The 22,628-nt window shown below is 64.8% G+C and carries 27 protein-coding genes; 9 read left to right on the plus strand and 18 right to left on the minus strand.

The genetic code is table 11. From position 1 onward, the window contains the following. From C1D09_RS22745 to C1D09_RS22765, 5 genes are all read right to left on the minus strand, one after another. Positions 1–624 (minus strand): DUF4167 domain-containing protein (locus tag C1D09_RS22745; protein ID WP_143976400.1); only part of this gene is annotated, 624 nt, incomplete at its 3' end. Between the two features lie 310 nt (positions 625–934). Further along, the gene (gene prmC / locus C1D09_RS22750) at positions 935–1,807 is read right to left on the minus strand and encodes a peptide chain release factor N(5)-glutamine methyltransferase (RefSeq protein WP_143976401.1); all 873 of its coding nucleotides are present in this window, start codon (positions 1,805–1,807) and stop codon (positions 935–937) included. Beyond that, complete coding sequence (gene prfA / locus C1D09_RS22755; protein WP_143976402.1) at positions 1,800–2,879, minus strand: peptide chain release factor 1; 1,080 nt, start codon at positions 2,877–2,879, stop codon at positions 1,800–1,802. Before prfA ends, prmC begins: the two co-directional genes overlap by 8 nt. A gap of 10 nt (positions 2,880–2,889) precedes the next feature. After that, positions 2,890–5,160, minus strand: coding sequence for a phosphoenolpyruvate--protein phosphotransferase (ptsP, locus tag C1D09_RS22760; protein WP_143976403.1), 2,271 nt, complete (start codon positions 5,158–5,160; stop codon positions 2,890–2,892). A gap of 81 nt (positions 5,161–5,241) precedes the next feature. Next, complete coding sequence (locus tag C1D09_RS22765; protein ID WP_143976404.1) at positions 5,242–6,495, minus strand: aspartate kinase; 1,254 nt, start codon at positions 6,493–6,495, stop codon at positions 5,242–5,244. A gap of 9 nt (positions 6,496–6,504) precedes the next feature. Here C1D09_RS22765 and C1D09_RS22770 point away from each other — a divergent pair, with 9 nt between their 5' ends. The 3 genes from C1D09_RS22770 to C1D09_RS22780 all read left to right on the plus strand — a co-directional run bounded on the left by C1D09_RS22770 (position 6,505) and on the right by C1D09_RS22780 (position 8,989). Next, positions 6,505–6,723, plus strand: coding sequence for a hypothetical protein (locus tag C1D09_RS22770; RefSeq protein WP_143976405.1), 219 nt, complete (start codon positions 6,505–6,507; stop codon positions 6,721–6,723). A gap of 20 nt (positions 6,724–6,743) precedes the next feature. Next, positions 6,744–8,585 (plus strand): CHASE3 domain-containing protein, encoded by a 1,842-nt coding sequence (locus tag C1D09_RS22775; protein ID WP_143976445.1) that lies wholly within the window; start codon positions 6,744–6,746, stop codon positions 8,583–8,585. 107 nt (positions 8,586–8,692) lie between these two features. Continuing rightward, positions 8,693–8,989 (plus strand): antibiotic biosynthesis monooxygenase family protein, encoded by a 297-nt coding sequence (locus C1D09_RS22780; RefSeq protein WP_143976406.1) that lies wholly within the window; start codon positions 8,693–8,695, stop codon positions 8,987–8,989. 218 nt (positions 8,990–9,207) lie between these two features. On the opposite strand, the gene C1D09_RS22785 is transcribed toward C1D09_RS22780, so the two are convergent. Then, positions 9,208–9,777: a putative glycolipid-binding domain-containing protein gene (locus C1D09_RS22785; RefSeq protein WP_143976407.1), complete on the minus strand. Its 570-nt coding sequence runs from the start codon at positions 9,775–9,777 to the stop codon at positions 9,208–9,210. 181 nt (positions 9,778–9,958) lie between these two features. Here C1D09_RS22785 and ubiG point away from each other — a divergent pair, with 181 nt between their 5' ends. Then, positions 9,959–10,708 (plus strand): bifunctional 2-polyprenyl-6-hydroxyphenol methylase/3-demethylubiquinol 3-O-methyltransferase UbiG, encoded by a 750-nt coding sequence (ubiG, locus tag C1D09_RS22790; protein WP_143976408.1) that lies wholly within the window; start codon positions 9,959–9,961, stop codon positions 10,706–10,708. A gap of 6 nt (positions 10,709–10,714) precedes the next feature. Here the strand turns inward: ubiG and C1D09_RS22795 are convergent, their stop codons facing one another. Beyond that, a complete protein-coding gene (locus tag C1D09_RS22795; RefSeq protein ID WP_246135837.1) occupies positions 10,715–10,972 on the minus strand; it encodes a flavin reductase family protein in 258 nt (85 codons plus the stop codon). Between the two features lie 66 nt (positions 10,973–11,038). After that, complete coding sequence (locus C1D09_RS22800; RefSeq protein ID WP_143976409.1) at positions 11,039–11,947, minus strand: DMT family transporter; 909 nt, start codon at positions 11,945–11,947, stop codon at positions 11,039–11,041. Between the two features lie 114 nt (positions 11,948–12,061). Between C1D09_RS22800 and C1D09_RS22805 the strand changes: the two genes are divergently transcribed. Continuing rightward, positions 12,062–12,547, plus strand: coding sequence for a MarR family winged helix-turn-helix transcriptional regulator (locus C1D09_RS22805; protein WP_143976410.1), 486 nt, complete (start codon positions 12,062–12,064; stop codon positions 12,545–12,547). A 4-nt stretch (positions 12,548–12,551) separates the two neighbouring features. Here C1D09_RS22805 and C1D09_RS22810 read toward each other — a convergent pair whose 3' ends face one another. The 4 genes from C1D09_RS22810 to C1D09_RS22825 are packed head-to-tail and all read right to left on the minus strand — an operon-like array spanning position 12,552 to position 14,946. Continuing rightward, positions 12,552–12,977 (minus strand): DUF1178 family protein, encoded by a 426-nt coding sequence (locus tag C1D09_RS22810; protein ID WP_143976411.1) that lies wholly within the window; start codon positions 12,975–12,977, stop codon positions 12,552–12,554. Further along, complete coding sequence (locus C1D09_RS22815; RefSeq protein ID WP_143976412.1) at positions 12,974–13,840, minus strand: carbon-nitrogen hydrolase family protein; 867 nt, start codon at positions 13,838–13,840, stop codon at positions 12,974–12,976. Before C1D09_RS22815 ends, C1D09_RS22810 begins: the two co-directional genes overlap by 4 nt. A 10-nt stretch (positions 13,841–13,850) precedes the next feature. Next, complete coding sequence (gene grxC, locus C1D09_RS22820) at positions 13,851–14,120, minus strand: glutaredoxin 3 (protein ID WP_143976413.1); 270 nt, start codon at positions 14,118–14,120, stop codon at positions 13,851–13,853. 25 nt (positions 14,121–14,145) lie between these two features. Continuing rightward, positions 14,146–14,946 carry a ComF family protein gene (locus C1D09_RS22825; protein ID WP_143976414.1) on the minus strand — a complete coding sequence of 267 codons (801 nt, stop codon included), beginning with the start codon at positions 14,944–14,946 and terminating at the stop codon, positions 14,146–14,148. 65 nt (positions 14,947–15,011) lie between these two features. On the opposite strand from C1D09_RS22825, the gene C1D09_RS22830 reads away from it, so the two are divergent. Next, positions 15,012–15,884, plus strand: a complete 873-nt coding sequence (locus C1D09_RS22830; protein ID WP_143976415.1) for a methyltransferase domain-containing protein — start codon at positions 15,012–15,014, stop codon at positions 15,882–15,884. 24 nt (positions 15,885–15,908) lie between these two features. On the opposite strand, the gene C1D09_RS22835 is transcribed toward C1D09_RS22830, so the two are convergent. The 5 genes from C1D09_RS22835 to argJ all read right to left on the minus strand — a co-directional run bounded on the left by C1D09_RS22835 (position 15,909) and on the right by argJ (position 19,091). Next, positions 15,909–16,088, minus strand: a complete 180-nt coding sequence (locus tag C1D09_RS22835; protein WP_140891971.1) for a Flp family type IVb pilin — start codon at positions 16,086–16,088, stop codon at positions 15,909–15,911. A 106-nt stretch (positions 16,089–16,194) separates the two neighbouring features. Then, the gene (locus tag C1D09_RS22840; protein WP_143976416.1) at positions 16,195–16,512 is read right to left on the minus strand and encodes a hypothetical protein; all 318 of its coding nucleotides are present in this window, start codon (positions 16,510–16,512) and stop codon (positions 16,195–16,197) included. A gap of 124 nt (positions 16,513–16,636) precedes the next feature. Continuing rightward, positions 16,637–17,059, minus strand: coding sequence for an 8-oxo-dGTP diphosphatase MutT (mutT, locus tag C1D09_RS22845; RefSeq protein ID WP_143976417.1), 423 nt, complete (start codon positions 17,057–17,059; stop codon positions 16,637–16,639). A gap of 8 nt (positions 17,060–17,067) precedes the next feature. Next, positions 17,068–17,820, minus strand: coding sequence for a GNAT family N-acetyltransferase (locus tag C1D09_RS22850; protein ID WP_143976418.1), 753 nt, complete (start codon positions 17,818–17,820; stop codon positions 17,068–17,070). 29 nt (positions 17,821–17,849) lie between these two features. Then, positions 17,850–19,091 carry a bifunctional glutamate N-acetyltransferase/amino-acid acetyltransferase ArgJ gene (gene argJ / locus C1D09_RS22855; RefSeq protein WP_143976419.1) on the minus strand — a complete coding sequence of 414 codons (1,242 nt, stop codon included), beginning with the start codon at positions 19,089–19,091 and terminating at the stop codon, positions 17,850–17,852. Between the two features lie 168 nt (positions 19,092–19,259). Here argJ and C1D09_RS22860 point away from each other — a divergent pair, with 168 nt between their 5' ends. After that, positions 19,260–20,489 carry a caspase family protein gene (locus C1D09_RS22860; protein ID WP_143976420.1) on the plus strand — a complete coding sequence of 410 codons (1,230 nt, stop codon included), beginning with the start codon at positions 19,260–19,262 and terminating at the stop codon, positions 20,487–20,489. 21 nt (positions 20,490–20,510) lie between these two features. Here C1D09_RS22860 and C1D09_RS22865 read toward each other — a convergent pair whose 3' ends face one another. Further along, entirely contained in the window at positions 20,511–21,662 is a 1,152-nt protein-coding gene (locus tag C1D09_RS22865; protein WP_246135841.1) for an MFS transporter, read from the minus strand. Between C1D09_RS22865 and C1D09_RS33850 the strand changes: the two genes are divergently transcribed. Beyond that, complete coding sequence (locus C1D09_RS33850; RefSeq protein WP_246135842.1) at positions 21,625–21,765, plus strand: hypothetical protein; 141 nt, start codon at positions 21,625–21,627, stop codon at positions 21,763–21,765. The two genes, C1D09_RS22865 and C1D09_RS33850, sit on opposite strands and share 38 nt — an antisense overlap. Before the next feature lie 226 nt (positions 21,766–21,991). Further along, a complete protein-coding gene (locus C1D09_RS22870; protein ID WP_143976422.1) occupies positions 21,992–22,591 on the plus strand; it encodes a TetR/AcrR family transcriptional regulator in 600 nt (199 codons plus the stop codon). The last annotated feature ends 37 nt before the right edge of the window (positions 22,592–22,628 follow it).

Below are 22,628 nucleotides of genomic sequence, written 5' to 3' on the forward strand. Positions count from 1 at the left end.
ATTCTGGCCATAGCCGCCATTGGGGCGGCGATCACGATGACGCCCGCCATTGTTGTCGCGGCCACCATTGTTGCGCCCGGCATTGTCACGCCCGCTGTTGTCGCGCCCGCTGTTGTCACGATTGTCGCGGCCGTCCCGGTTCAGCGCGACTTCGGCCGGCATGCCTTCGATCACCGGCTGCGGGCCGGCGCCATGGTTGACGACAGGAATTTGCGGATCGGAGACGGTGTTGCCGCCACTGCCGCCGCCACTGTTGCCGGCATTTTCGAAATCGTCGCGATCTTCATCGCCGTCATCGTCGAAATCGTCACGGTTCTGCTGGACGTTCTGGATCGGCATCTGCGCCTGCGCGGCAGCAATGATGCGATTGTAGTGTTCGGCGTGCTGGAGATAGTTCTCCGCCATGACCCGGTCGCCGGAGCTTTGCGCGTCACGCGCCAGGGTAGCGTATTTCTCGGCGATCTGCTGAGCCGATCCACGGATCTTTACATCCGGGCCGTTGCTCTCGTAGTTGCGCGTCAGGGGATTCGGGCCCTTGCGGTTGTTGTTGTTATTGTTGTTGCCACCGCCGCCGCCATTGTTGTTGCGACCGCGCATGCGCCTGTTCTGCTGTTGTGGCCTCATTCGACTCTCTTCATCTTGAAATTTTCGAAAACTCGTTACGAACGGAGGCGCTCATGCAGCCAGCCGTTTCGTTTCTTCACCGGCGTTCGCCCGCATCAATTGCGTTGGCGCCACGTGCCATCCTGTTCCGGTTACATCACTTGCCGGACGATTCCCGCACGAAGCTTGGGCGTCGTTTGCGCAAGAAGGCAGCTATTTCCAAGGAGGACCGAATCGCTAAGAGCACTGCCTGCTTCGTCTCATCCGGTTGAGGCGACCCTAGCCGCATTCCCCGGTATTGCCAAGCGGTTTTTTCGCACTGCGTCAAGGCTTATCCCCATTGAAAGACAAGAACCCTGTCGTTTCCGCCGAGATCACGCAAAGCAGCAACCGATGCATAACCAGCCGCCTTGAATATATCTGTAACCTCATTGCGTTGCGTATGGCCGATCTCGACCGCAATCCTGCTTTCGGCTTCTAGAAAGCGTGCCGCCTCCGCGGCAATGATCCTGTAGGGGTTCAGCCCATCCACGCCGCCATCCAAGGCCTGGCGCGGGTCGAAATCGCGGACCTCGTCCTGCAGATTTCCAACGTCTCGTGAAGGTATATAGGGAGGGTTTGCGGCAATTACATGGTATCGGCCGGAAACTTTTTCGAACCAATCAGACTGCACCGTCGTGAACCTGGCCCCGAGTCCGAGTTCCCCGGCATTGCGCGCCGCCGTCGCCAGCGCGCCGGCGGAAATGTCGACACCGGTGGCGGTCGCGGCCGGCACGGCGCTCAACAGCGCCAGCGAGATGGCTCCCGTCCCGGTGCCGAGATCAAGGATGCGGCAGGATCCTTCCCGCGCGGCCGTTGCCTTGACGAAGGGCAGCACCGCCTCGACCAGCGTTTCGGTATCCGGCCTCGGCTCGAGCGTTTCCGGTGACAGCGACAGGCGCAAACCGTAGAATTCGCGGTAGCCGAGGATGCGATGCACCGGTTCGCCACCCGCCCGGCGTCTCAGGGCGGCATCGATCGCGGCGATGGCGTTGCTGTCGATCATGCGTGCAGGGTTGGCAATGGCCTGCGTGCGCGTCGTGCCGGAAAAATGTTCGACGATCAGCCGCGCATCGAGCGCCGGATCGCCGACCCCGGCCGCCATAAGCCTGGCCCGCGCTCCCCGCAGCAGCGGCCCCAGCGCCTCGGGCAGACGGTCAGCCATCAAGGCCGATATCGGCCAGCAGCTTCGACTGGTGATCGGCGATCAGCGCGTCGACGATCTCGTCGAGCTCGCCCATCATCACCCGGTCGAGCTTGTAGAGCGTCAGGTTGATCCGATGGTCGGTGACGCGGCCTTGCGGGAAATTGTAGGTGCGGATGCGCTCCGAGCGATCGCCGGAGCCGACCTGCGATTTGCGCGATTCCGAGCGCTCTTCGTCCGCCTTGCTGCGCTCCAGGTCGTAGAGCCGGGCGCGCAGGATCTGCATGGCCTTCGCCCGGTTCTGGTGCTGCGACTTCTCCGCCTGCACCACCATGATGCCGGTCGGCAAATGGGTGATGCGCACCGCCGAATCGGTGGTGTTGACGTGCTGCCCGCCGGAGCCTGAGGCACGCATCGTGTCGATGCGGATGTCTTCGGCGCGGATTTCGATGTCGACCTCTTCCGCTTCCGGCAGCACGGCGACGGTCGCCGCCGAGGTGTGAATGCGCCCACTGGCCTCGGTCGCCGGCACGCGCTGCACGCGATGCACACCGGATTCGAATTTCAGATGGGCAAACACGCCCTTGCCCGAAACGGTGGCGATGATTTCCTTGAAACCGCCTGCATCGCCGTCGCTGGCCGACACGGTCTCGAACCGCCAGCCGCGTTCGGCGGCATAGCGCTCATACATGCGAAACAGGTCGCCGGCGAAGAGTGCCGCCTCGTCACCGCCGGTGCCGGCACGGATTTCGAGGATGGCGTTCTTGTCGTCGGCGGCATCCTTGGGCAGAAGCAGGATCTGGATATCCTTCTGCAGCGTTTCGATGCGCTCCTCCACGCCGGGCAGATCCGCCTCGGCGAGCGCCCGCATCTCGGCGTCGGTGCCCTTGTCGGCAACCATTGCCTCGAGGTCGGCCTGCTCATGCTCGGCCGAGCGCAATTCCCTGACCTTGGCCACCATCTCCTGCAGCTCGGCATATTCCGATGCCATCCTCACATAGGCATCCGGCGCCGGCCCGGCCGACATCTGCGCTTCGAGCATCTCGAAACGCTTGACGACTTGATCCATACGATCGCGGGGCAAATTGACCATGATGGGCACGCTACAACGGAATAGAGCGGTCGTCGGCGAAGGCCTGCAGCAACGCCCGCATCGGCAACCCCTGCGCCGGCGCCATCAGATTGTCGTCGAAGAACGCCGTCAGCTCATCCAGCGGCAGCTCCGTGAGCATCGCCTTGACCGGACCGATCGAGGCCGGCGACATCGAGATCGAGCGGAAGCCAAGACCGATCAGCGCCATCGCCGAGATCGGCTTGCCGGCCAGCTCACCGCACAGAGTCACCGGCGTGTGGTTGCGGATGCCGGCATCGGCGATCTGCTTGAGCACGCGCAGGAACGGCGCCGACAACGTGTCGAAGCGGTTGGCCAGTTGCGTGTTGCCGCGGTCGACCGCCATAACGAACTGGAACAGATCGTTCGAGCCGACCGAGACGAAATCGACCGCCTTCATCAATTCGTCGAGCTGGAACAGAAGCGACGGCACTTCAAGCATCGCGCCCAGCTTGAGGCTGGTCGGCAGATGATGGGCGAAACGCGAGAGATGCCGCACCTCGCGGTCGATGATTTCGCGCGCCTGGGCGATCTCGCCAAGCTCGGTCACCATCGGCAGCATCAGCTTGAGCTCGCGCCCGCCGCTTGCCTTCAGCAAGGCGCGGATCTGGGTGCGCAGCAAGCCGGGCCGGTCGAGCGTCAGCCGGATCGCCCGCCAGCCAAGCGCCGGGTTTTCTTCCTGGATGGCGCCCTTGAAGTAGGGCAGCACCTTGTCGCCGCCGATATCGATGGTGCGGAAGGTGACCGGCTTGCCGCGCGCCGCGTCCAGCACGTCGCGATAGAGTTTCTCCTGCGCCTCGGCGCGCGGAAAGGTCGAGGCGACCATGAACTGCAGTTCGGTGCGAAACAGGCCGATGCCGGCAGCCCCCGACTCGGCCAGTTGCGGCAGGTCGACGGCAAGCCCGGCATTCATCAACAGGTCTACCTGGACACCGTCCCTGGTCGTGGACGGCTTCTTGCGCAGCTCGCGGTAGACCTCTTGCCGGCGCGCGCGGAAGCGCACCTTTTCGGCATAGGCCGCTTCGAGATCGGACTGCGGCCGCAGATGGATCGTGCCTTCCTCGCCGTCGACGATGATGGCATCGCCGTTTTCCGCCATGGAAACGGCGCCCTTCATCTGGCCGGCGACCGGAATTCCCATGGCGCGCGCGACGATGACGACGTGGCTGGTGGCGGCACCATCCTCGAGCACCAGCCCGCGCATTTTCTCCCTAGGGTAGTCCAGAAGCTCGGCCGCGCCCATCGAGCGGGCGACGATGATGGCGTCCTTCGGCAGCGAAGCCGCGACATCTTCCGGCCCGCGCCCCATCAGCTGGCGTAAGAGCCGGTTGGCGAGGTCGTCGAAATCGCTCATCCGCTCGCGCAGATAGGGATCGGTCATATGCAGCATGCGGGCGCGCATGTCGCTCTGCACCTTTTCCACGGCAGCTTCCGCTGTCAGGCCGTTGCGGATCGCCTCTTCCAGGCGACGCACCCAGCCGCGGTCGTTGGCGAACATGCGGTAGGCTTCCAGCACCTGGCGATGCTCGCCCTCGAAGGCGACGTCGCGGCGCTCCAGCATGTCGTCGATGGAGAGCCGCAGAGAACCGAGCGAGCTCTCCAGCCGCCGGACCTCTTCCTCGCTGTCCTCATTGAACAGATTGGTGACGACGATGCGCGGCTCATGCAGCACGACATGGCCGAGCCCGACGCCGTCGTTGAAGGACAGGCCGGTGAAACTGACGGGCCGGCGCAGATCGAGTTCCAGCCCAGGCCGGGTCAGCCGCGCCAGATCGCCGGTGGCGATCATCTCGGCGATGACCATGGCGGTGGTTTCCAGCGCCTCGACCTCGTCGTCGCGATAGTGGCGCATGGTCTTGTTCTGCACGACCAGGACGCCCAGCGTGCGCCCGGCCCTGAGCACCGGCACGCCGAGGAAGGAATTGTAGATCTCTTCCCCGGTCTCCGGCAGATAGGCGAAAGCCGGATGTTCCTGCGCATTGGACAGATTGAGCGGCCGCGCGCTGGCCGCGATGGTGCCGACCAGGCCTTGCCCGAGCCGCAGCTGCGCCAGGTGGACGGCGTTCGGGTTCAGACCCTCGGTGGCGTAGAGCTCAAGCACCGAATCGGCGCGCAGCACATAGAGCGAGCACACTTCCGCGACCATGTTGGAAGCGATGTCGCGCACGATCCGGTCAAGCCGCTCCTGCGGCTCCAGCGGCTCTTGCATGAGCTCGCGGAGCCGTTTCAGCAAAACGCGCGGGCCGCTGGCCTGGTCACGCATCGCGGCTTCTTCTCCAATGAAACACTTGCCGGCGCAGTTTCCGCCGCTGCCGGCATGCGCGCAACAACTGATTCAGTCTTGCTACTGCTTATCCAGACCGTAGACGGAATGCAAAGTGCGAACCGCAAGTTCGGTGTACGGACCGTCGATCAGTATCGAAATCTTGATCTCGGAGGTGGTGATGGCGCGGATATTGATCGCCTTCTCGGCCAGCGCCTTGAAAGCGGTGGCGGCGACACCGGCATGGCTCCTCATGCCGATGCCGATGACCGAAACCTTCGACATGCCGGCTTCCGACTGCACGACATCGTAGCCGACCTCGGCCTTCAGCCGGTCGAGCACGGCCAGCGCCTTGTCGACGTCACCCGAAGGCACGGTGAAGGTCATGTCGGTGAACTTGCCGTCCTCGGAGATGTTCTGGACGATCATGTCGACATTGATGTTGGCCTCGGCCAGCGGCCCGAAAATGCCGGCGGCGACGCCAGGGCGATCGCCGACGCGGCGCAGCGAAATCTGGGCCTCGTCCTTGGCGTAGGCAATTCCGGTGACGACCTGCTGTTCCACGATCTCTTCCTCGTCGCAAATGAGCGTTCCCGGAGGATTGAGCAAATCCCCCATTCCGGGCGCGTCGGGATCGTCGAAGGACGACCGCACGAAGGTGCGCACCCTGTGCACCATGGCAAGCTCGACCGAACGCACCTGCAGAACCTTGGCGCCGAGCGAGGCCATTTCAAGCATTTCCTCGAAGGAGATCTTGCCCAGCCGCCGCGCCTTGGGCTCGATGCGCGGGTCGGTGGTGTAGACCCCGTCGACGTCGGTGTAGATGTCGCAGCGGTCGGCCTTGACCGCCGCGGCGATGGCGACCGCGCTGGTGTCGGAACCGCCGCGACCGAGGGTCGCGATGCGGTTGTCCGGCCCGATGCCCTGGAAGCCGGCGATGACGGCCACCTGGCCCTCGCCGAAGCGCTTGATCAGGAATGCGCCGTCAATGTCGAGGATGCGCGCCGCGCCATGCGCGTTGTCGGTCTTGATCGGAATCTGCCAGCCCTGCCAGGACCGGGCATGTACGCCCATATTCTGCAAGGTGATGGCGAGCAGACCGGCCGTGACCTGTTCGCCGGAAGCGACGACCGCGTCATATTCGCGTGCGTCGTGCATCGGCGAGGCCTCGCGCGTCCAGCCGACCAGTTCGTTGGTCTTGCCGGCCATCGCCGAAACCACCACGGCCACCTCATGGCCGGCGTCGACCTCGCGTTTGACGTGACGCGCCACATTGCGGATGCGGGCGATGTCGGCGACGGAGGTTCCGCCGAATTTCATCACGATACGCGCCATGGAAGCGAAATGCCTTTGACTGAAGCCGGCCAGGAGCCGAAAAAGAAGGAAAGCGCCCGGCTGGCGCCGGCCGCTGAATGCGCGGCCTCCTTAGCCAAATGCTTTGGGTTTCGCAAGGCTGGCGGCGGGATGCCGGCTTCAAGAAGACGCCATATTGCCATCCGGGCCGACGCCGCTTACCAAATGCTGCCCGCGGGGGATTTCGTTTTGGCTCGGCATAACAGATGATTGCTCGTCTTCGGCGCGCCATGCGGTTGCAATCGCTGCCGGTTGTCGCCGGCTTTGCCGTGCTGGCGCTCATCGTTGGCACCCGCGCGCTGCTTGTCGAGGGACAAAGGGCCAACCGTGCCGCCGCGCGTGAGACAATCGAGTACCAGCAACAGCTTTCGGGGCTGCTTTCATTGGCGCAGGATGCCGAGGCAGGCCAGCGCGGTTATCTGCTGACCGGCGAGAAATCCTATCTCGAACCGTACCAGAAGGCTGTCGATGCAATTCCGGGCCAACTTGCTCGCATCGATGCCATGACATCATCCAATGATCAGCTCGCCCCGCTGATCAGCCAGATCAAGGGCGCGCTGGCGCAAAAACAGGCTGAACTGGCTGTGACGATCGCCCTTTACGACAAGGGCGATGCGTCGAAGGCGCTGGAACTGGTCCGTAGCGGCCAGGGCAAGGCCGCCATGGACGATATCCGTGCCAGCATGGACACCATCCGGCGCATCGGCGCCGCCGACATCGCGGCGCGCGATGAGCAGACGGACCAGGTCGAGGCCTGGCTGCGTGTCGGTTCGCTTACGGCCCTCGTCGCGATCTTCCTGCTCGGCGCCTACACCATCCGCCAATCCCGCCGCCGATTCCGCGAGGTCGCCACCGCCCAGGAAGAGCTGATGCGCAAGAACATCGAACTCGGCAACGAGATCGACACGCGCGAGAAGGCCGAATCCCAGATTCGCCAGATGCAGAAAATGGAGGCGGTCGGCCAGCTGACGGGCGGCATCGCCCACGATTTCAACAACATGCTGGCGGTCATCCTCAGCGCGATGAACCTTGCCCAGCGCAAGCTGAAGCGCGGCGAGAATGACATCGAGAAATTCATCGAGGCCGCGACGGATGCGGCCAACCGTGCCGCCAATTTGACCTCCCGGCTGCTTGCCTTCTCGCGCCTGCAGCCGTTGGCGCCGCAGGTGGTCGATACCAACCGGCTGTTGACCGGCATGTCCGACCTTCTGCACCGCGCGCTCGGCGAAGGCATCCGCGTCGAAACCGTGCTGGCGGCGGGCCTGTGGAAAACCTACGCCGACCCCAGCCAGATCGAGAACGCCATCCTCAACCTTGCCGTCAACGCCCGTGACGCCATGGACAATGACGGCAAGTTAACCATCGAGACCGCCAACAGCCACCTCGACGAGGCCTACGCCGCGACGCATGCCGAAGTCACGCCAGGCCAATATGTGATGATCGCGGTCACCGACACGGGCACCGGCATGTCACCCGAGGTCATCGCCAAGGCGTTCGAACCCTTCTTCACGACCAAGCCGGTCAACAAGGGTACGGGACTCGGGCTGAGCCAGGTGTTCGGCTTCGTCAAGCAGTCGGGCGGCCACGTCAAGATCTACTCCGAACCGGGGCAAGGCACGACGATCAGGATCTATCTGCCCCGGTTTTTCGGAGCGGAGGAGCCGGCGGCACCCGCCGGGCACGGCAAGAGTACCGCCAGGGTCACCGAGACGATCCTCGTCGTCGAGGACGATGCCCGCGTGCGGGCCGCCACGACCGACGCGATGCGCGAACTCGGCTACACGGTCATCCACGTCGGGAGTGGCCAGGAGGCCCTTCAGAAGCTGGCGGCGACATCGGACATCGCCTTGCTTTTCACGGATATCGTCATGCCTGCGATGAACGGCCGCAAGCTCGCCGAGGAAGCGGTGGCACGCCAACCCGGTCTGAAGGTCATCTTCACCACCGGTTTCACCAGGAATGCCGTCGTCCATAACGGCGTGCTCGACCATGACGTGCACTTCCTGGCCAAGCCGTTCACCATCGAGCAACTCGAAGCCAAGCTGCGCGACGTGCTGGACGCAAAAGGATAGCTGTTGCGCTTTCCAGAGGATGCCTGCACCAACACCGCGACCCCAATGTTCGGCCATTTCCTACAGCACGCCGCCTTGCGGACCGTGGGTCAAATTGAGAAGGTTCCATGACCGAGACGCTGGAAATCGTCAATTTTCGCCTCAAGCCCGGGACCGAAGCGGGCTTTGCCGCTGGCAACCGCCTGGTCAGCGACTGGCTGGCACGGCAACCGGGTTTCGTAAGCCGATGCCTGGCCCGACGGGATGATGGCGGGTGGGTCGATGTGGTGCGCTGGCAGAGCCGCGAGCAGGCGCTTGGCGCGGCCGGACGGATCGTGGCCGAGATCGGTGATTGCGAAGCCATGCGCGCCATCGATCCCGCCAGCGTCGACATGGGACATGCCGAACTCGTTCTGTCGGATTAACCCACGCTTTGGCTGGCGGTGGAAAGGTCCCATTGCGGATCGGCCTGGCCCAAGTCGAGATCGCCGAGATCAACACGGCGGCCGCACAGGCCGATAGGCCAGAGGACGGTGTTGGTGCGATGTTGGGGCGGCGTGCAACAGCGGCGAAACCGCCAACCTCGTAAATGTCATGTTAAGGCGTCCTGACGGACCACCTCTTCCCAGAGCGGGCGGCTGGGTCAGGCTGGCTGCGCCGTGGCTCTCCACAGGCCGGGATAGTCGACGACGAAGCCATGCGGCGAGACGCCAAGGATCTCGTCATAGCCGAACACGGGCGCGGTGTAGGCGTAGCGGGTCTGGTCGAGACGCCGATAGCTTTGCTCGAGAAGCACCATCTCGAGCGTTGGAAAGCTCAGATACGCGGCTGGAGCGGGCGTCGTCTCGCCGATACCGAGATCAAACCGGCGTATCGCCAGCAGGTTCGATGCGGGTGTAAAGCCAAGGTCGACGTCGACAAGGCCGGCAACGCCCCGTTGAGGCTCGCCGTTCAGCATCCACTCGCCGTCGGCACGTCGTTCAATGGCATAGTGCAGCTTGCGCGTGCCGAGAAAACCATCGACCCGCGCCGATCGCGTGCGCCAGCCGGCATCGCAAATCACCTCATAGGCAAGGCAGCATGGCTTGCCGTCCTGGACGAAGATGGCCTGTCCCTGGAGGCCGTGCCCGCCGTCGGCTTGCGTCAGCAGGCAGGCGTCATGACCCTCCACGTCCAGCCGGCGCCAAAGGATCGAAGCCGTCGTGACCTTCATCGTGCACTCCTTCGAATCCAAACGATGCCTCTCATTCGCCCGCCGGGCCAATTGTGTTTCGCCGCCGCGGTCGACAACTGACATGCCCTGACAGGATGCTCCGCCTGTCGGCAGAGGAAAATTGTTGCCTTGACTTTCGCGCCTCCACGCCCGACTTCCTAGCGTCCGAGGAGACCAACCAATGCCAGAACCCCGACGATCGACGATCGATGCCGGAGAAGTGGAACGCTTTTCCGCCCTTGCCGCCGAATGGTGGAACCCGAACGGCAAGTTCCGTCCGCTGCACAAGTTCAATCCGGTCCGGCTTTCCTACATTCGCGACCAGATAGCGACGCGCTTCGGCCGTGACCCGCGTGCCGCGCGGCCGTTCGAGGGGCTGCGCATCCTCGATATCGGCTGCGGCGGCGGTCTTTTGTGCGAGCCGATGGCGCGACTTGGCGCCGAGGTCGTGGGAGCAGACGCATCCGAGACAAACATCGAAGTGGCGAAACTGCACGCGGCCGAAGGCAATGTGATCGTCGACTACCGAGCCACGACTGCCGAGGATCTTGCCGACGCCGGCGAAACATTCGACGTCATCCTCAACATGGAAGTGGTCGAGCATGTCGCCGACATCGATCTGTTCGTCGCCAAATGCGGGCAGATGGTCCGGCCCGGCGGCATCATGTTCGTGGCCACCATCAACCGCACGCTGAAGGCGCTGGGCCTCGCCATCATCGGTGCTGAATATGTGCTGCGCTGGCTGCCGCGCGGCACTCACCAGTTCGGCAAGCTGGTGCGCCCGGAAGAGCTGGAGAAGGCGCTCGGCGGCGCCGGCCTGACGGTCATCGACCGCACCGGCGTCACCTACAATCCCCTTGCCGACCGCTGGGCGCGTTCGAAGGACATGGACGTCAACTACATGGTGCTGGCGGAAAAGGGATCCGTCTGACCCGGTCTAAGCGTCGAGTGGCCGATAGGCGCTCCGCCAATAAATCAACGCCTGGCCGGCATCGCGGGTGCGCACCGCCTCGACCGAACCGATAACGATGGAATGCGTGCCGCGGTCGATCATCTCGTCCAGCCTGCGGTCGAAGACGGCGGCCGCGTCCGAAAGCAACGCGGCTCTGGCCTTCAGCGTCACCCATGCGGCGCCCTCACAGCGGTGCTTGCCCTTGATGCCGCCAAACAGGCGGCGCGGGCCGCCGCCACGCATCGCCGCCGGCACCCGAGGCCGGGGCCCGGCGGCGACGCCGACGGTGGCGGAAGACCTTGACGACGTTTACGCAGGCTGCGGCTTCGCGATGGCCTGGCTCTGCGCCTTCGTGGTGACGAAGACGCCGGCGGTGATGATGACGGCGCCGGCCCAGGTCAGCAGCTGATAGTGCTCGCCAAGGAAGATCGTGCCGGCAAACAGCCCGACCGCGGCCGCCACATAGCCGATCTGGCTGAGATAGACCGGGCCGCCGACCGCCTGCAGCCGGAAGAAGAAGGCGAACATCGCGGACGCCGACGCGATCTGCGCAATGACGACCAGCGGCACGCCTCCGAGCGGCGCGAAGGCCTTGATGCCGAACAAGGCGAGGATGCCGGCGAGCAGCAGCGTCGCAGACGCCAGATGACTGCCGACGGCAAGCTCGATCGGGCCGGTGCCTTCCGGCCAGTCGACGGTGCGATAGATGTTGCCGGCGGCAAGGCTTACCGGGATCAGCAGCCCCATCACCACCCAGAACAGGTCGGCCGGCTGGCCGGCCTCACCACGCGTCGCCGCCACCACAACGGCGCCGACGAAACCGACGGCTATGCCGACGATGCCCAGCATGTTCGGGCGCCGGACCCGCAGCAGGATCGAGAGCACCAGCGTGACGACAGGCGAAAGCGTGAACATGATGCCGGTATACCCGGCGCCCAGATGCGGGATGGCCGAGAACATCAAGAGATTGGGGACGGCATAGGACACGGCCGCCGTGACGAAGAAATAGCGCAGTTTGTGCGCGGTGAGGCGGACACGCTGGCCGCGCAGCAACAGCACGCACAGCAGCACGCCGCCGGCACCGAGCGAGATGACGAAAGCCCACACCATGGCGGGCACGCCGGCTGCCGTGGCCAGCTTGCCGAAGGGCAGCGTCAGGCCGAGCAAGCCGCCGGTGACGACCAGCAGTCCGAGTGCCGAATCCCAGAGAAATTTCATCGGATGGTCCCGTTACTCAATCGTGAAATTGACTTGCGGCGCTTGGCCCGTTCTGTATCGTGAGATAAGATAACACAAAGATTCTTAACATCAAGATATTTAACGGTGAGACAGATGGATCGCGCGGCAAAAGCGATCGAGCAGTGGAAACGGGAACGGCCGGACCTTGATGTCTCGCCGATGGGCGTGCTCGGGCGATTGAACGAAGCATCGTCCCTGATCGCGCGTGATCGCCTGGCCCCGCTATTTGCGCGATTCGGATTGCAAGCCGGCGAGTTCGACGTGCTGGCAACGTTGCGCCGCTCGGGCTCACCTTACGCGCTGACGCCGACAGATCTCTACGAAGCGACCATGGTGACCTCAGGCGCCATGACCAATCGGCTCGACCGATTGGAAAAGGCCGGATTGATCCTGCGCGGCCCGCACCCCAACGACCGGCGCGGCATCGTCGTGCAGCTTACCGAGAAAGGCCTGGCCTTGATCGACGAGGCCCTGACCGCTCACGTCGCCAACGAGCACGAGATCCTGGCGGAGCTGACGCCGGCGGAGCGGGAAACGCTCTCGCACCTGCTTGAGAAGCTGATCGGCAGCGTGAGCTGAACGTTCAGTTGCGATCGTCCGGAAACACCGGGATCGGCATGAAATCGACGCCATCCTCGGCCAGGTCCTTGGCCTCTTCCAGCGTCGCCTCGCCATAGATGCCGCGCGGGTCGGTTTCGCCGAAATGGATTTTTCGCGCTTCCTCGGCGAACTTGTCGCCGACATAGTCGGCATTCTCGCGCACCTTCTCGGCCATCGCCTTCAATTGCGCCAGGGCCTGTTTCTGCGCCTCGCCCATGGCGAGCGCTATGGTCTCCTGCTTGCGCGCCGTAGAAACGGCGGGCGCCATCAGGGCCTTCCCTACCTTGTGCGAGCCGCAGCTCGGGCAATCGACAAAGCCGCGCTTCTTCTGGGTGTCGAAATCGTCATTGCTGCGGAACCAGCCCTCGAACTCGTGCTCGTTCTCGCAGATCAGGGAAAAGCGGATCAAGAGGCGGCACCTCGCAGAAGCGGCGCGTCCACCGCGCCGGCATTGATGGTGAAATCCCGCGCATTCTTCAAATTGGGGATCTTCTTGCGCGCCGCAAGCGACTGCGCCGGGTCGATCTCGGCGACGATCACCGCAGGCTCGTCATGCGCGGCTTCGGCGATGATCCGCCCCCACGGATCGACGATCAGCGAATGCCCAAACGTCTCGCGGCCGTCCTCGTGCAAGCCGCCTTGCGCGGCGGCGACGACAAAGGCGCCGTTCTCGATGGCGCGGGCCCTGAGCAGCACATGCCAGTGCGCCTCGCCGGTCTGTCGGGTGAAGGCGGCGGGCACGGTCAAAACATCGGCGCCAGCCAGCGCCTCGGTGCGGAACAGCTGCGGGAAACGCAGGTCGTAGCAGACCGCAAAGCCAAGCCTGGCGCCCGCTACCCCGGTCACGACGGCCTCCGTGCCGGGTTCGTAGGCGGCGGATTCGCGCCAGCTCTCGCCATTGTCGAGGTCGACGTCGAACATGTGGATCTTGTCATAGGTGGCGAGCGTCGCGCCATCCGGACCAAACAGCAGCGCCCGGTTGGCGAGCTTGCCGTCGGCGCGCAGTATGGCGGTGGAGCCGATATGCAGGAAGACGCCGAGTTCGCGCGCCAATCCGCGCGCGGTCGCGACGATGATGTCCTTGTCTTCGGAGGTGAAGGAGGCGGCACGCGCCTGCTTGTCGCGGATCAGCGCCCCGGTCATTTCCGGCGTCTGGATATAGGTCGCGCCCTGCCCGGCCGCTTCACGCACCAGCCGTTCGAGATCGATCGCGTTACGCTCGGGGCTTTCGCCGGAACGCATCTGGACCGCCGCAGCCTTGAAAACACCCATCGTCAGATCCTCAAATCGTCGCGCCGTTGGCGAGCAGCCTGTCCAACCGGCCTTCGGCTTCCAGCTCGTGGAGATCATCGCAGCCGCCGACATGCGTGTCCCCGATGAATATCTGCGGAAAGGTCGTGCGGCCATGCGCGCGCGCGATCATTTCCTGGCGCAGTTCCGGCGAAAACGAGGCGTCACGCTCGGTATAGCTGACGCCCTTGCGCTCCAGCAGCCGCTTGGCCGCCGTGCAATAGCCGCACATCATGCGCGTATAGATCGTGACATCGACCATGATGAATTTCCGCTTCGTTGCCGACTTATATAGTCGCGGACTCGTCCGCCCGGAAGTCCCCCGGCAGCACACGCGCGAAGGTCAGCACGTCGACGGCGGCAGCCCCTCCCTTTTTCAGCGCCTTGGTGGCCGCGCGCACGGTGGCGCCCGTGGTATAGACGTCATCGATCAGGAGCACCCTGCGGCCGGCAATCTCGATCTCCGCCTCGGCCGGGACGCGGAAGGCGGCACGCACGTTCTCCTCGCGCTCCTGCCGCTCGAGCCCGACCTGCTGGCGGGTGAGTTTCACCCGCCGCATGGCGGAAGGCGCGAACGACAGGCCGCTGAGCTCGCAAACCGCGCGCGCCAGTTCCGCCGACTGGTTGAAGCGCCGCCGGAAAAAACGCCGCCAGTGCAGCGGCACCGGCACCACCACATCGGCTTCGGCGATGAGATCGGCGCCTGCGCGCACCATCCACCGCGCCATCCAAGGTGCCAGATCGGTGCGATCCTGGTATTTCAGCCCTTGCACCATCTGGCGGGCAACGCCGGAATAGGCGACGGCTGCCCGGGCCCGCTCGAAGGGCGGCGGATCCGCGATCGCCTCGGCCGACAGAAAACCCTCGCCCATATGGTGGGTGAACGGCGTACCCATCACCGGGCACCAGGGCCGCTCCAGCAGCCGCAGCTTCGGCCAACAGGCGCCGCACAGCACGCCCGGTTGCGAGACATGACGACGGCATCCGGCACAGACGGGTGGAAACAGGATGCGCGCCGGCCAGCCCAGGGCCGATCGGACGAGGTTCCTGATCCCGATGGACTTGATCTCTGGCATCGGATCGGCCACGTGGTTGGTTCTCCGCACCGAGTGTACCAAGTATATCAGGGCGTGGACAAACAAGGATCCACCCGTTGCAGACCATTATGGATACCTCTTTGTGGATGGCGCACAAGCGGCGCGCGCTCGGCCATCCGGTCGATGGCGCCGATTTCCTGATGACCCGCGCCGCCGAGGACCTCGCCGACCGGCTGGGCGCCGTCGAGCGCCGGTTCGGCAAGGCGGCGGTGCTGTTTTGCCAGACGCCGGCCGCGGCCGATGTGCTCGCCGCGAGCGGCAAGGTGACGGAGATCGTCCGCGTCGAGACGGACGCCGTCTTCCTGACGGTTGCCGCCGGCATGGTCGCGCCGCTGGAAACCGTGCCGTTCGAGCCGGAAAGCCTCGACCTGGCGGTGTCGCTTCTGTCGCTACAGGCGATGAACGATATTCCCGGCATGCTGATCCAGATCCGCCGCGCGCTGCGGCCGGATGGGCTCTTTCTCGGCGCCTTCGCCGGCGCCGGCACGCTGGGCGAGCTGCGTGAGAGCCTGCTTGCCGCCGAGACCGAGCTTTACGGCGGCGCCAGCCCCCGCGTCGTCCCTTTCACCGACGTGCGCGATGCCGGTGCGCTGCTGCAGCGAGCCGGTCTTGCCCTGCCGGTCGCCGATGTCGAGACCGTTACGGTGCGCTATGCCAATTTGTTTGCGTTGATGGCCGATCTGCGCGCCATGGGCGAGACGAGCGCCCTCACCGATCGCAGCCGGCGGCCGGGCACACGCGGACTGTTTGCGCGTGCCGCGGAAATCTATGCCGAGCGGTTTTCCGACGCCGACGGCCGGATCCGGGCAAGTTTCTCAATGGTCTGGATGTCCGGCTGGGCGCCCGATGCATCGCAGCAGAAACCGCTGAAGCCGGGTTCAGCCAAAGTCTCGCTGAAGACGATCCTTGAAGCTCCCGACGGGCAATGATCGGGTCAGCCGCCGACAGCCAGATCAAGGTGCGAATGCGTTCGCAAGCCGGCTGCCATTGTCGCTGAACAGCCAGGTGATCGAGTTGAAGACCTGACTGATGCCGGCGACGATGGTCAGCGACAACACAGCGATGATCAAGCCATATTCGACCGCCGTGGCGCCGGTTTCGTCTTTCAGAAAATGCAGCAGCACTGGTTTCATCACCTCGATCCCCTCGCCAATGACCTTACCGCCGACCTGTTAAGAAAGGTTAACGGCAAAGCCTTAACAGGCGGTGAAACCGCCACCCTTGCAAATTCCAACCATGTCAGCAGTCGCCGCTGGTTTTGCCATCGGAGCCGATGATGCAGACCGAACCGGGCTGCGCCTGCAGCACGCTGCGGCGCACCGTATAGATGGTACGATGGGCGATTGAGCCGGTTGCCGTCATGTCGAGACCACCGGGAAAATCATCGCGCGCCGATTGCGATCGCGTCTGGTTGTCGAGAAAAGGGGTCGCGATCAGCGCCAGCGCCACCGCGGCCGAGCCGAACAGCAGTGTCACGCGCAGGATGCCCATGCCCGCATCGGCGGCCCGAAAGCCGCGGTCGGGCCGGATCGAATCCCAATCCCTGTCCAGGCTCATCCTATCGCTCCCCAGCCATCCGCGACGCGGCCGCGAAGACACGGCCACGCATCAATTTTTCATGATCAGATAAATCTTCTATTAACGCTGGCTGATATGGGCTGTGCCCGCTCCGCCCTGCTCCTCAGAGCAGATCGATCAGGAACGGAATCAGCGGCGCGTCGGCCGGTGGCATCGGATAGTCACGCATCTGCTTTGGCCGCACCCATTTCAGTGCTTGCCCTTCCCGCGGCTGGGCAATGCCGCGGAAGCGGCGGCAGACAAACAGCGGCATCAACAGATGGAAGTCGTCATAGGAGTGGCTGGCGAAGGTAAGCGGCGCCAGGCACGGGATTTCGGTGTCGATGCCAATCTCCTCGTGCAATTCGCGCACGATGCATTGTTCCGGCGTCTCACCGGGCTCGACCTTGCCGCCGGGAAATTCCCACAGGCCGGCAAGCTGCTTGCCTTCGGGCCGCTGCGCAAGCAGCACGCGGCCGTCGGTATCGACCAGCGCGCAGGCCGCGACCAGGAGCAGGCGCTTGCCGGTATTGGCCGGATCATTCATGCCCGAGGTCACTCATGACCGGGCGGCCGGCGATAATGGTAGCGATAGACTTCCTCGAAGCCGAGCGACCGATAGAGCGCCAGCGCCGGCACATTGCCGGCCTCGACCTGCAGCCAGGCTTCGCGCGCGCCGCGCAGCCGCGCCCATTTCAGCGCCGACCGGATCAGGTTGCGGCCATGGCCCTTGTTGCGCGCCGCCTTGTCGGTGGCGACTTCGAACAGGCCGGCGAGATCGCCGTCATGCACGCAGATCAACGTCGCCAGCGCCTCTGCCCCATCTTCCAGTGCGAACAGCCCGGCCTCGGGCTGGATGGCGCCGATGATCTCCGACAGGCCGGGCCGCAGCGAAACATCCGAGCCGCTGACCTTGAGCGACGCGCCGATGAAGCGGCTGATGTCCTTGAGCGGAATCTGGTCCATGGCGGCATCGAGTTGGGCGTCGGCCAGAGGCAACCGCATGACCAGCGATTCGTCGAATCGGCTCCAGCCCTCCTTGTCGAGATGGCCGGCAAGATCGGGACCCGACAGCGGCGACATGCGAAACGTCAGCGGCCGGCCATAGGCGTCGAAACGGCGGCTGGCGCGGCCGATACGGTCGGCTATGTGCTGGACATCGCCGGGATCGAGCGGATTGACCGAATTCAGCCGCTTGGCCGGATGGCCGGCGGTGAGGCGCACCACCCAGGTGCCGTCATAATGGACGGCGGCCGCCGGCCAGGCGCGAAAGCCGGCCGCCTCGTAGCGGCGCACGATCGCGAGCATGCTTGCCGGATGCCTCGAAGCCAAACCCGTCAGCTCCGATAATCGCCATTGATGGCGACATATTCCTTGGTGAGGTCGCAGGTCCACACCGTCGCCTTGCCGCGGCCGATGCCGATATCGGCACGGATGCGGATATCGTCGCGCTTCATATAGGCCGAGGTCTCTTCTTCCGAATAGGCCGGATCGCGCTCACCCTCATGCGCCAGCCGGTTGTCGCCGAACCAGATCGACAGCCGGTCGCGGTCGGCGGGCTCGCCGGCCTTGCCGACGGCCATGACGACACGGCCCCAATTGGCGTCCTCGCCGGCGACCGCCGTCTTGACCAGCGGCGAATTGGCGATCGACAGCGCGATGCGTTTGGCCGAGCGGGCCGATTTCGCGCCGGTGACGGTGACTTCGACCTGCTTTCGGGCGCCCTCGCCGTCGCGCACCACCTGCAGCGCCAGCGACTTCAGCACCTTGCCGAGCGCCCGGCGGAACTGACCGAGCCGTGCGTCTTTCGGGTCGGTGATTTCAGGCGCACCGCGCTTCGCCGCCTTGCCGGTGGCGAAGATCAGCAGCGTGTCGCTGGTCGAGGTGTCGCTGTCGACGGTCACCGCGTTGAAGGTCTTGGCCGTGCCGCGCGACAGCAGGTCCTGCAGCACAGGGGCCGCGATCGGCGCGTCGGTGGCGATGAAGGACAGCATCGTCGCCATGTCGGGGGCGATCATGCCGGCGCCCTTGGAGATGCCGTTGATGGTGACGTCGGTATCGCCAAGCTTGACGGTCTGCGTCGCCACCTTCGGATAGGTATCCGTGGTCATGATGGCCTTCGCCGCCTCGGTCCACAGGTCGGGCTTGCCATCGCTGACCAGTCCGGCGAGCAAATGGCTGAACTTGGTGGTGTCGAGCGGCTCGCCGATGACGCCGGTCGAGGCCAGGAAGACCTCGCCCGCCGTGCAGCCGGCGGCCTTTGCCGCCGCCTCGCCGGTCAGCGCGGTGGATTCGCGGCCCTTCTTGCCGGTGAAGGCATTGGCATTGCCGGAATTGACGACCAGCACCCGGGCCTTGCCGGCGGCAAGGTTCTGGCGGCAGAAATCGACCGGCGCCGAGGGGCATTTCGACCTGGTGAACACGCCGGCAACCGCGGTACCGGCATCGAACACCATGGCCAGCAGGTCGGTGCGGTTCTTGTACTTTATCCCCGCTTCGGCGGTGGCGATGCGCACCCCTTCAATGACGGGCATCTTGGGGTACTTCTTCGGCGCGAGCGGCGAAATCATCGTGGACATGGGGACCTCGGGCGGGAAAATCGCAAGGGAAGGCCGGTTTGCCCGATACGGCGCGTGGGCGCAAGGGCGTTTTCGCCGCGCCTGCCGGGGCGGCGGACAACGCCGAATTAGGCCTGCATTTCAATTCTGTTGGCGTCGCCCGGCCCTGTGGCGCTATGATTGCGCCCCATGGGCAGGCTTGCGATCCTCGCTTGGGCATTTCTGGGACTGTTGCTGCTGAGCGCCGACGCTGAGCCGGCGCGGCGCGTGGCGCTCGTCATCGGCAACGGCACCTATGCCGAGGCCGGCAGGCTGGCCAATCCGGTCAACGACGCCGTAGACATCGCCGACAAGCTGCGCTCCATCGGTTTTGAGGTCATCGAAGGCAATGACCTCGGCAAGCGCGAACTCGAACGCAGCATCGGCGAGTTCTCCGATGCGCTCGAAGGCGCGGGCGTCGGGCTTTTCTACTATGCCGGCCACGGCCTGCAGGTCGACGGGCGCAACTATATCGTGCCGGTTGACGCCAGGCTCGACATGCCGGTGAAACTGCAGCTCGAAGCCGTGCCGATCGACGAAGTCCTAGACATCATGGAACAGCAGACCAAGGTCAGCCTGGTGTTTCTTGATGCCTGCCGCAACAATCCATTTGCCCGCGGCCTGAGCCGCACCGCCACCACACGCTCGGCGACGGCGCTCGCCGGGCTGGCGCGGTTCGATTCGACGCGCGGCTCCTTCATCGCCTTCTCGACGGCGGCGGGCGCGGTCGCCATGGACGGCACCGGGCGCAACTCGCCCTTTGCCGCCGCCCTGTTGCGGCACATCGCCGAGCCCGGCCAGAGCATCAACGACATGATGATCGCCGTGCGGCGCGACGTCGTTTCGCAAACCCGCGAAGGCCAGCGCCCCTGGGAGCAGGGCTCGCTGCTCGAACGCTTCGAATTCGTTCCGGGTGAAAGCCCAGCCCCGAAGCCCAAGCCGGCGGCCGAGCCGGCGCCGGCTCCACAGGTCGCGGCACTTGAGCGCTCCGTGGGTGACGACAAGGCTTCGATCGAACAATTCCTGCGCCGGGATTATCTGACGCCCGACACCAAGACGATGGCTGAAACGGTCAAGCGGATCTACGGCGCGTCAGCCACCATTTTCGGCACACGCTACGACACCGATGCCATCGTCAAGGTGAAGACCGACTGGTTCGCGCAGTGGGCCTCGTGGTCGCTCGGGCTGGAACCCGGCAGCCTGGAGATCACGCCGCATGGCGAGGACCGCGCCGACGCCGCCTTTGCCATGCGCTACGACTATGTGCCGAAGGACAAGTCGGCGGCACGGCTGACCGGCAAGGCGCGCGTTACGCTGGGGCTGTTCAAGGCCGTGGAGGGATGGCGCATCGAAGCCGAAACCTCGCAAGCGATGCAATGATGGCCTGATCCGGGCGCGAAGTCACCCGCTTTGGCGCGACGTGAATTCGGTGGCGAAACTGAGCAGTGCCGCAACCGGCAGCGCCAGGCCGATCCAGGACACCAGTGGCCAGCCGCCTTGCGCATACGCCCAACCGCCGACGCCAGAGCCGATCGCGCCGGCGATGAAGAACGTCGCCATGTAGAGTCCGTTCAGACGGCTGCGATGCGCGGCGCCGAGCGCGAACAGATCCCGATAGCCGAGGACAAGGTTGGTCTGCGCGCCGAAGTCCAGCACGATGGCGGCGACGACCAGCAGCGCCAACGAAAGCGTCGAACCGCTGTGGGCGATGTGGGTTACAAGAAACGCGACGGCGACGCACAGCATGGCAAAGGCTGTCGCCGGGCGGCTCCAGCCGCGGTCGGCGACCCTTCCGGCGAGCGGCGCGGCGATCGCGCCGGCGACGCCGGCCAAAGCAAACACCCCGATGCCGCGCTGCGTCAAGCCAAAATCGGGTCCGGCCAGCAGCAGCGGCGTCGTCGTCCAGAACAGGCTGAAGGCCGCGAACAGGAAGGCCTGATAGAGAGCCCGTCGCCGCAGAACCGGCGTCGAGCGCGCGATGTGCACCATGGATGCCAAAAGCGCCCCGTAGCTCAGGCGGGCCGCCGGCATGCGCCTGGGCAACGCGAACCGCAGCACCACCATCAGCACGAGCATGACAATGCAAGAGGTGAGGTAGACCACATGCCAGGACGACAGCGCGGTAATGAAGCTGGAAAACGGTCGCGACAGCATGATGCCCAGCAACAGTCCCACCGAGACATTGCCGACCACGCGGCCACGCCTGGCATCCGGGGCCAGGTGGGCCGCATAGGGGATAAGGGTCTGCACCGCGACCGAGCCAAGACCGACAAACAGCATCGCGGCCAGAAATGCCGCCGGCTGCGTCGATATCGCCGCGCCCAGCAAGGCAAGCGTCGCGACGGCGAGTATGCCAAGCACGAGCCTGCGGTTCTCGATGAGGTCGCCGAGCGGCACGATGAACAGCAGGCCCACCCCGTAGCCGATCTGCGCCATCGTAACGATCAGGCCCGCCGCATGCGGCGGCAGGCCAAGTTCCGCGCCGATCGGGCCAATCAATGGCTGTGCGTAGTAGATGTTGGCGACGATCAGCCCGCAGGCGGCAGCCAGCAAGAAGGTCAGCCAGCTCGAAATCGTTGTCTCGGCGGGTGCGGCGCCGGATGCGGTAATGGTCGTCATGGCGATGTCCATCGGAACGAAACGTTTCGTTGAATAGAACGAACCGTTTCGTTTCGTCAAGCAATGATGTATGAGCATCTCTTGGCATCAGCGCATTTTGCCGCCAAATGACTTCATTTGGCGTCCGCACGGACGCTGCAAGGAACCAGAACGCTTTTGCTTCCGGAGGGCTGGGCATCCGGCTGGCAAAAATGCGGGCGATGCAACAGTGGCCGGCGGGCGTCGTTTCAGCCGACACGCGACCGCTTCGGGAGGAACGGCTCATGGGCGAAATTGCCGATCCGGCACGCAAATCGATTGGCGCCAGGCGCAATCCCGACAGCGCCGAAGCCATTCTGGAGGCCGCCGAAGCCGTGCTGATCGAGGCCGGTTACGCCGGTTTCTCGATCGAGGCGGTGGCGCGGCGCGCCCGTGCCGGCAAGCCGACCATCTACCGCTGGTGGCCAAGCAAGGCGGCCCTGCTGCTCGAAGTCTACCAGCGCCAGAAGCGCGTCGACATTCCCGATACTGGAAGCCTGGAGGAGGACCTCGTCGGCTTCCTGATCAATCTGTTCACGCACTGGCGCGAGACATCGTCGGGCAATGTTTTCAAGTCGCTGATCGCCGAGGCGCAGTCGGATGAAACCGCGGCGGCGGCCCTGGCCGGCTATGCCGGAGCGCGTCGCACCCACACCGGCCAGATCATCGAGCGCGCCAAGGCACGGGGCGAGATCGCCGGCGAGATCGATGCGGGTGTGGTCGCCGATCTCATCGCGTCCTACGCCTGGCGGCATCTCCTGACCAACCGGCTCGACGAACCCGAGGCGACGATACGCAAGATGGTCCACTATCTCCTGCGAGGCATAGCGCCCTCAGGCAGATAGCGGCGGCCAACAAAAAAGGCGCGGCAACCCTTGGCTG

The organism is Mesorhizobium intechi (assembly GCF_002879535.1).
GTDB classification, from domain to species: domain Bacteria; phylum Pseudomonadota; class Alphaproteobacteria; order Rhizobiales; family Rhizobiaceae; genus Mesorhizobium; species Mesorhizobium intechi.

What these genes read in the sequence shown, in the direction of transcription:
- C1D09_RS22805 (WP_143976410.1), top strand. Translation starts at nt 12,062, where the DNA reads ATGGATCGCGCGGCAAAAGCGATCGAGCAGTGGAAACGGGAACGGCCG.
- mutT (WP_143976417.1), bottom strand. Translation starts at nt 17,059, where the DNA reads ATGAATGATCCGGCCAATACCGGCAAGCGCCTGCTCCTGGTCGCGGCC.
- C1D09_RS22815 (WP_143976412.1), bottom strand. Translation starts at nt 13,840, where the DNA reads ATGGGTGTTTTCAAGGCTGCGGCGGTCCAGATGCGTTCCGGCGAAAGC.
- grxC (WP_143976413.1), bottom strand. Translation starts at nt 14,120, where the DNA reads ATGGTCGATGTCACGATCTATACGCGCATGATGTGCGGCTATTGCACG.
- prfA (WP_143976402.1), bottom strand. Translation starts at nt 2,879, where the DNA reads ATGGTCAATTTGCCCCGCGATCGTATGGATCAAGTCGTCAAGCGTTTC.
- argJ (WP_143976419.1), bottom strand. Translation starts at nt 19,091, where the DNA reads ATGTCCACGATGATTTCGCCGCTCGCGCCGAAGAAGTACCCCAAGATG.
- C1D09_RS22870 (WP_143976422.1), top strand. Translation starts at nt 21,992, where the DNA reads ATGGGCGAAATTGCCGATCCGGCACGCAAATCGATTGGCGCCAGGCGC.
- ubiG (WP_143976408.1), top strand. Translation starts at nt 9,959, where the DNA reads ATGCCAGAACCCCGACGATCGACGATCGATGCCGGAGAAGTGGAACGC.
- C1D09_RS22850 (WP_143976418.1), bottom strand. Translation starts at nt 17,820, where the DNA reads ATGCTCGCGATCGTGCGCCGCTACGAGGCGGCCGGCTTTCGCGCCTGG.
- C1D09_RS33850 (WP_246135842.1), top strand. Translation starts at nt 21,625, where the DNA reads ATGTTGGCGACGATCAGCCCGCAGGCGGCAGCCAGCAAGAAGGTCAGC.
- C1D09_RS22800 (WP_143976409.1), bottom strand. Translation starts at nt 11,947, where the DNA reads ATGAAATTTCTCTGGGATTCGGCACTCGGACTGCTGGTCGTCACCGGC.
- ptsP (WP_143976403.1), bottom strand. Translation starts at nt 5,160, where the DNA reads ATGCGTGACCAGGCCAGCGGCCCGCGCGTTTTGCTGAAACGGCTCCGC.
- C1D09_RS22770 (WP_143976405.1), top strand. Translation starts at nt 6,505, where the DNA reads ATGCCTTTGACTGAAGCCGGCCAGGAGCCGAAAAAGAAGGAAAGCGCC.
- C1D09_RS22860 (WP_143976420.1), top strand. Translation starts at nt 19,260, where the DNA reads ATGGGCAGGCTTGCGATCCTCGCTTGGGCATTTCTGGGACTGTTGCTG.
- C1D09_RS22765 (WP_143976404.1), bottom strand. Translation starts at nt 6,495, where the DNA reads ATGGCGCGTATCGTGATGAAATTCGGCGGAACCTCCGTCGCCGACATC.
- C1D09_RS22835 (WP_140891971.1), bottom strand. Translation starts at nt 16,088, where the DNA reads ATGAAACCAGTGCTGCTGCATTTTCTGAAAGACGAAACCGGCGCCACG.
- prmC (WP_143976401.1), bottom strand. Translation starts at nt 1,807, where the DNA reads ATGGCTGACCGTCTGCCCGAGGCGCTGGGGCCGCTGCTGCGGGGAGCG.
- C1D09_RS22840 (WP_143976416.1), bottom strand. Translation starts at nt 16,512, where the DNA reads ATGAGCCTGGACAGGGATTGGGATTCGATCCGGCCCGACCGCGGCTTT.
- C1D09_RS22780 (WP_143976406.1), top strand. Translation starts at nt 8,693, where the DNA reads ATGACCGAGACGCTGGAAATCGTCAATTTTCGCCTCAAGCCCGGGACC.
- C1D09_RS22785 (WP_143976407.1), bottom strand. Translation starts at nt 9,777, where the DNA reads ATGAAGGTCACGACGGCTTCGATCCTTTGGCGCCGGCTGGACGTGGAG.
- C1D09_RS22775 (WP_143976445.1), top strand. Translation starts at nt 6,744, where the DNA reads ATGCGGTTGCAATCGCTGCCGGTTGTCGCCGGCTTTGCCGTGCTGGCG.
- C1D09_RS22795 (WP_246135837.1), bottom strand. Translation starts at nt 10,972, where the DNA reads ATGCGTGGCGGCGGCCCGCGCCGCCTGTTTGGCGGCATCAAGGGCAAG.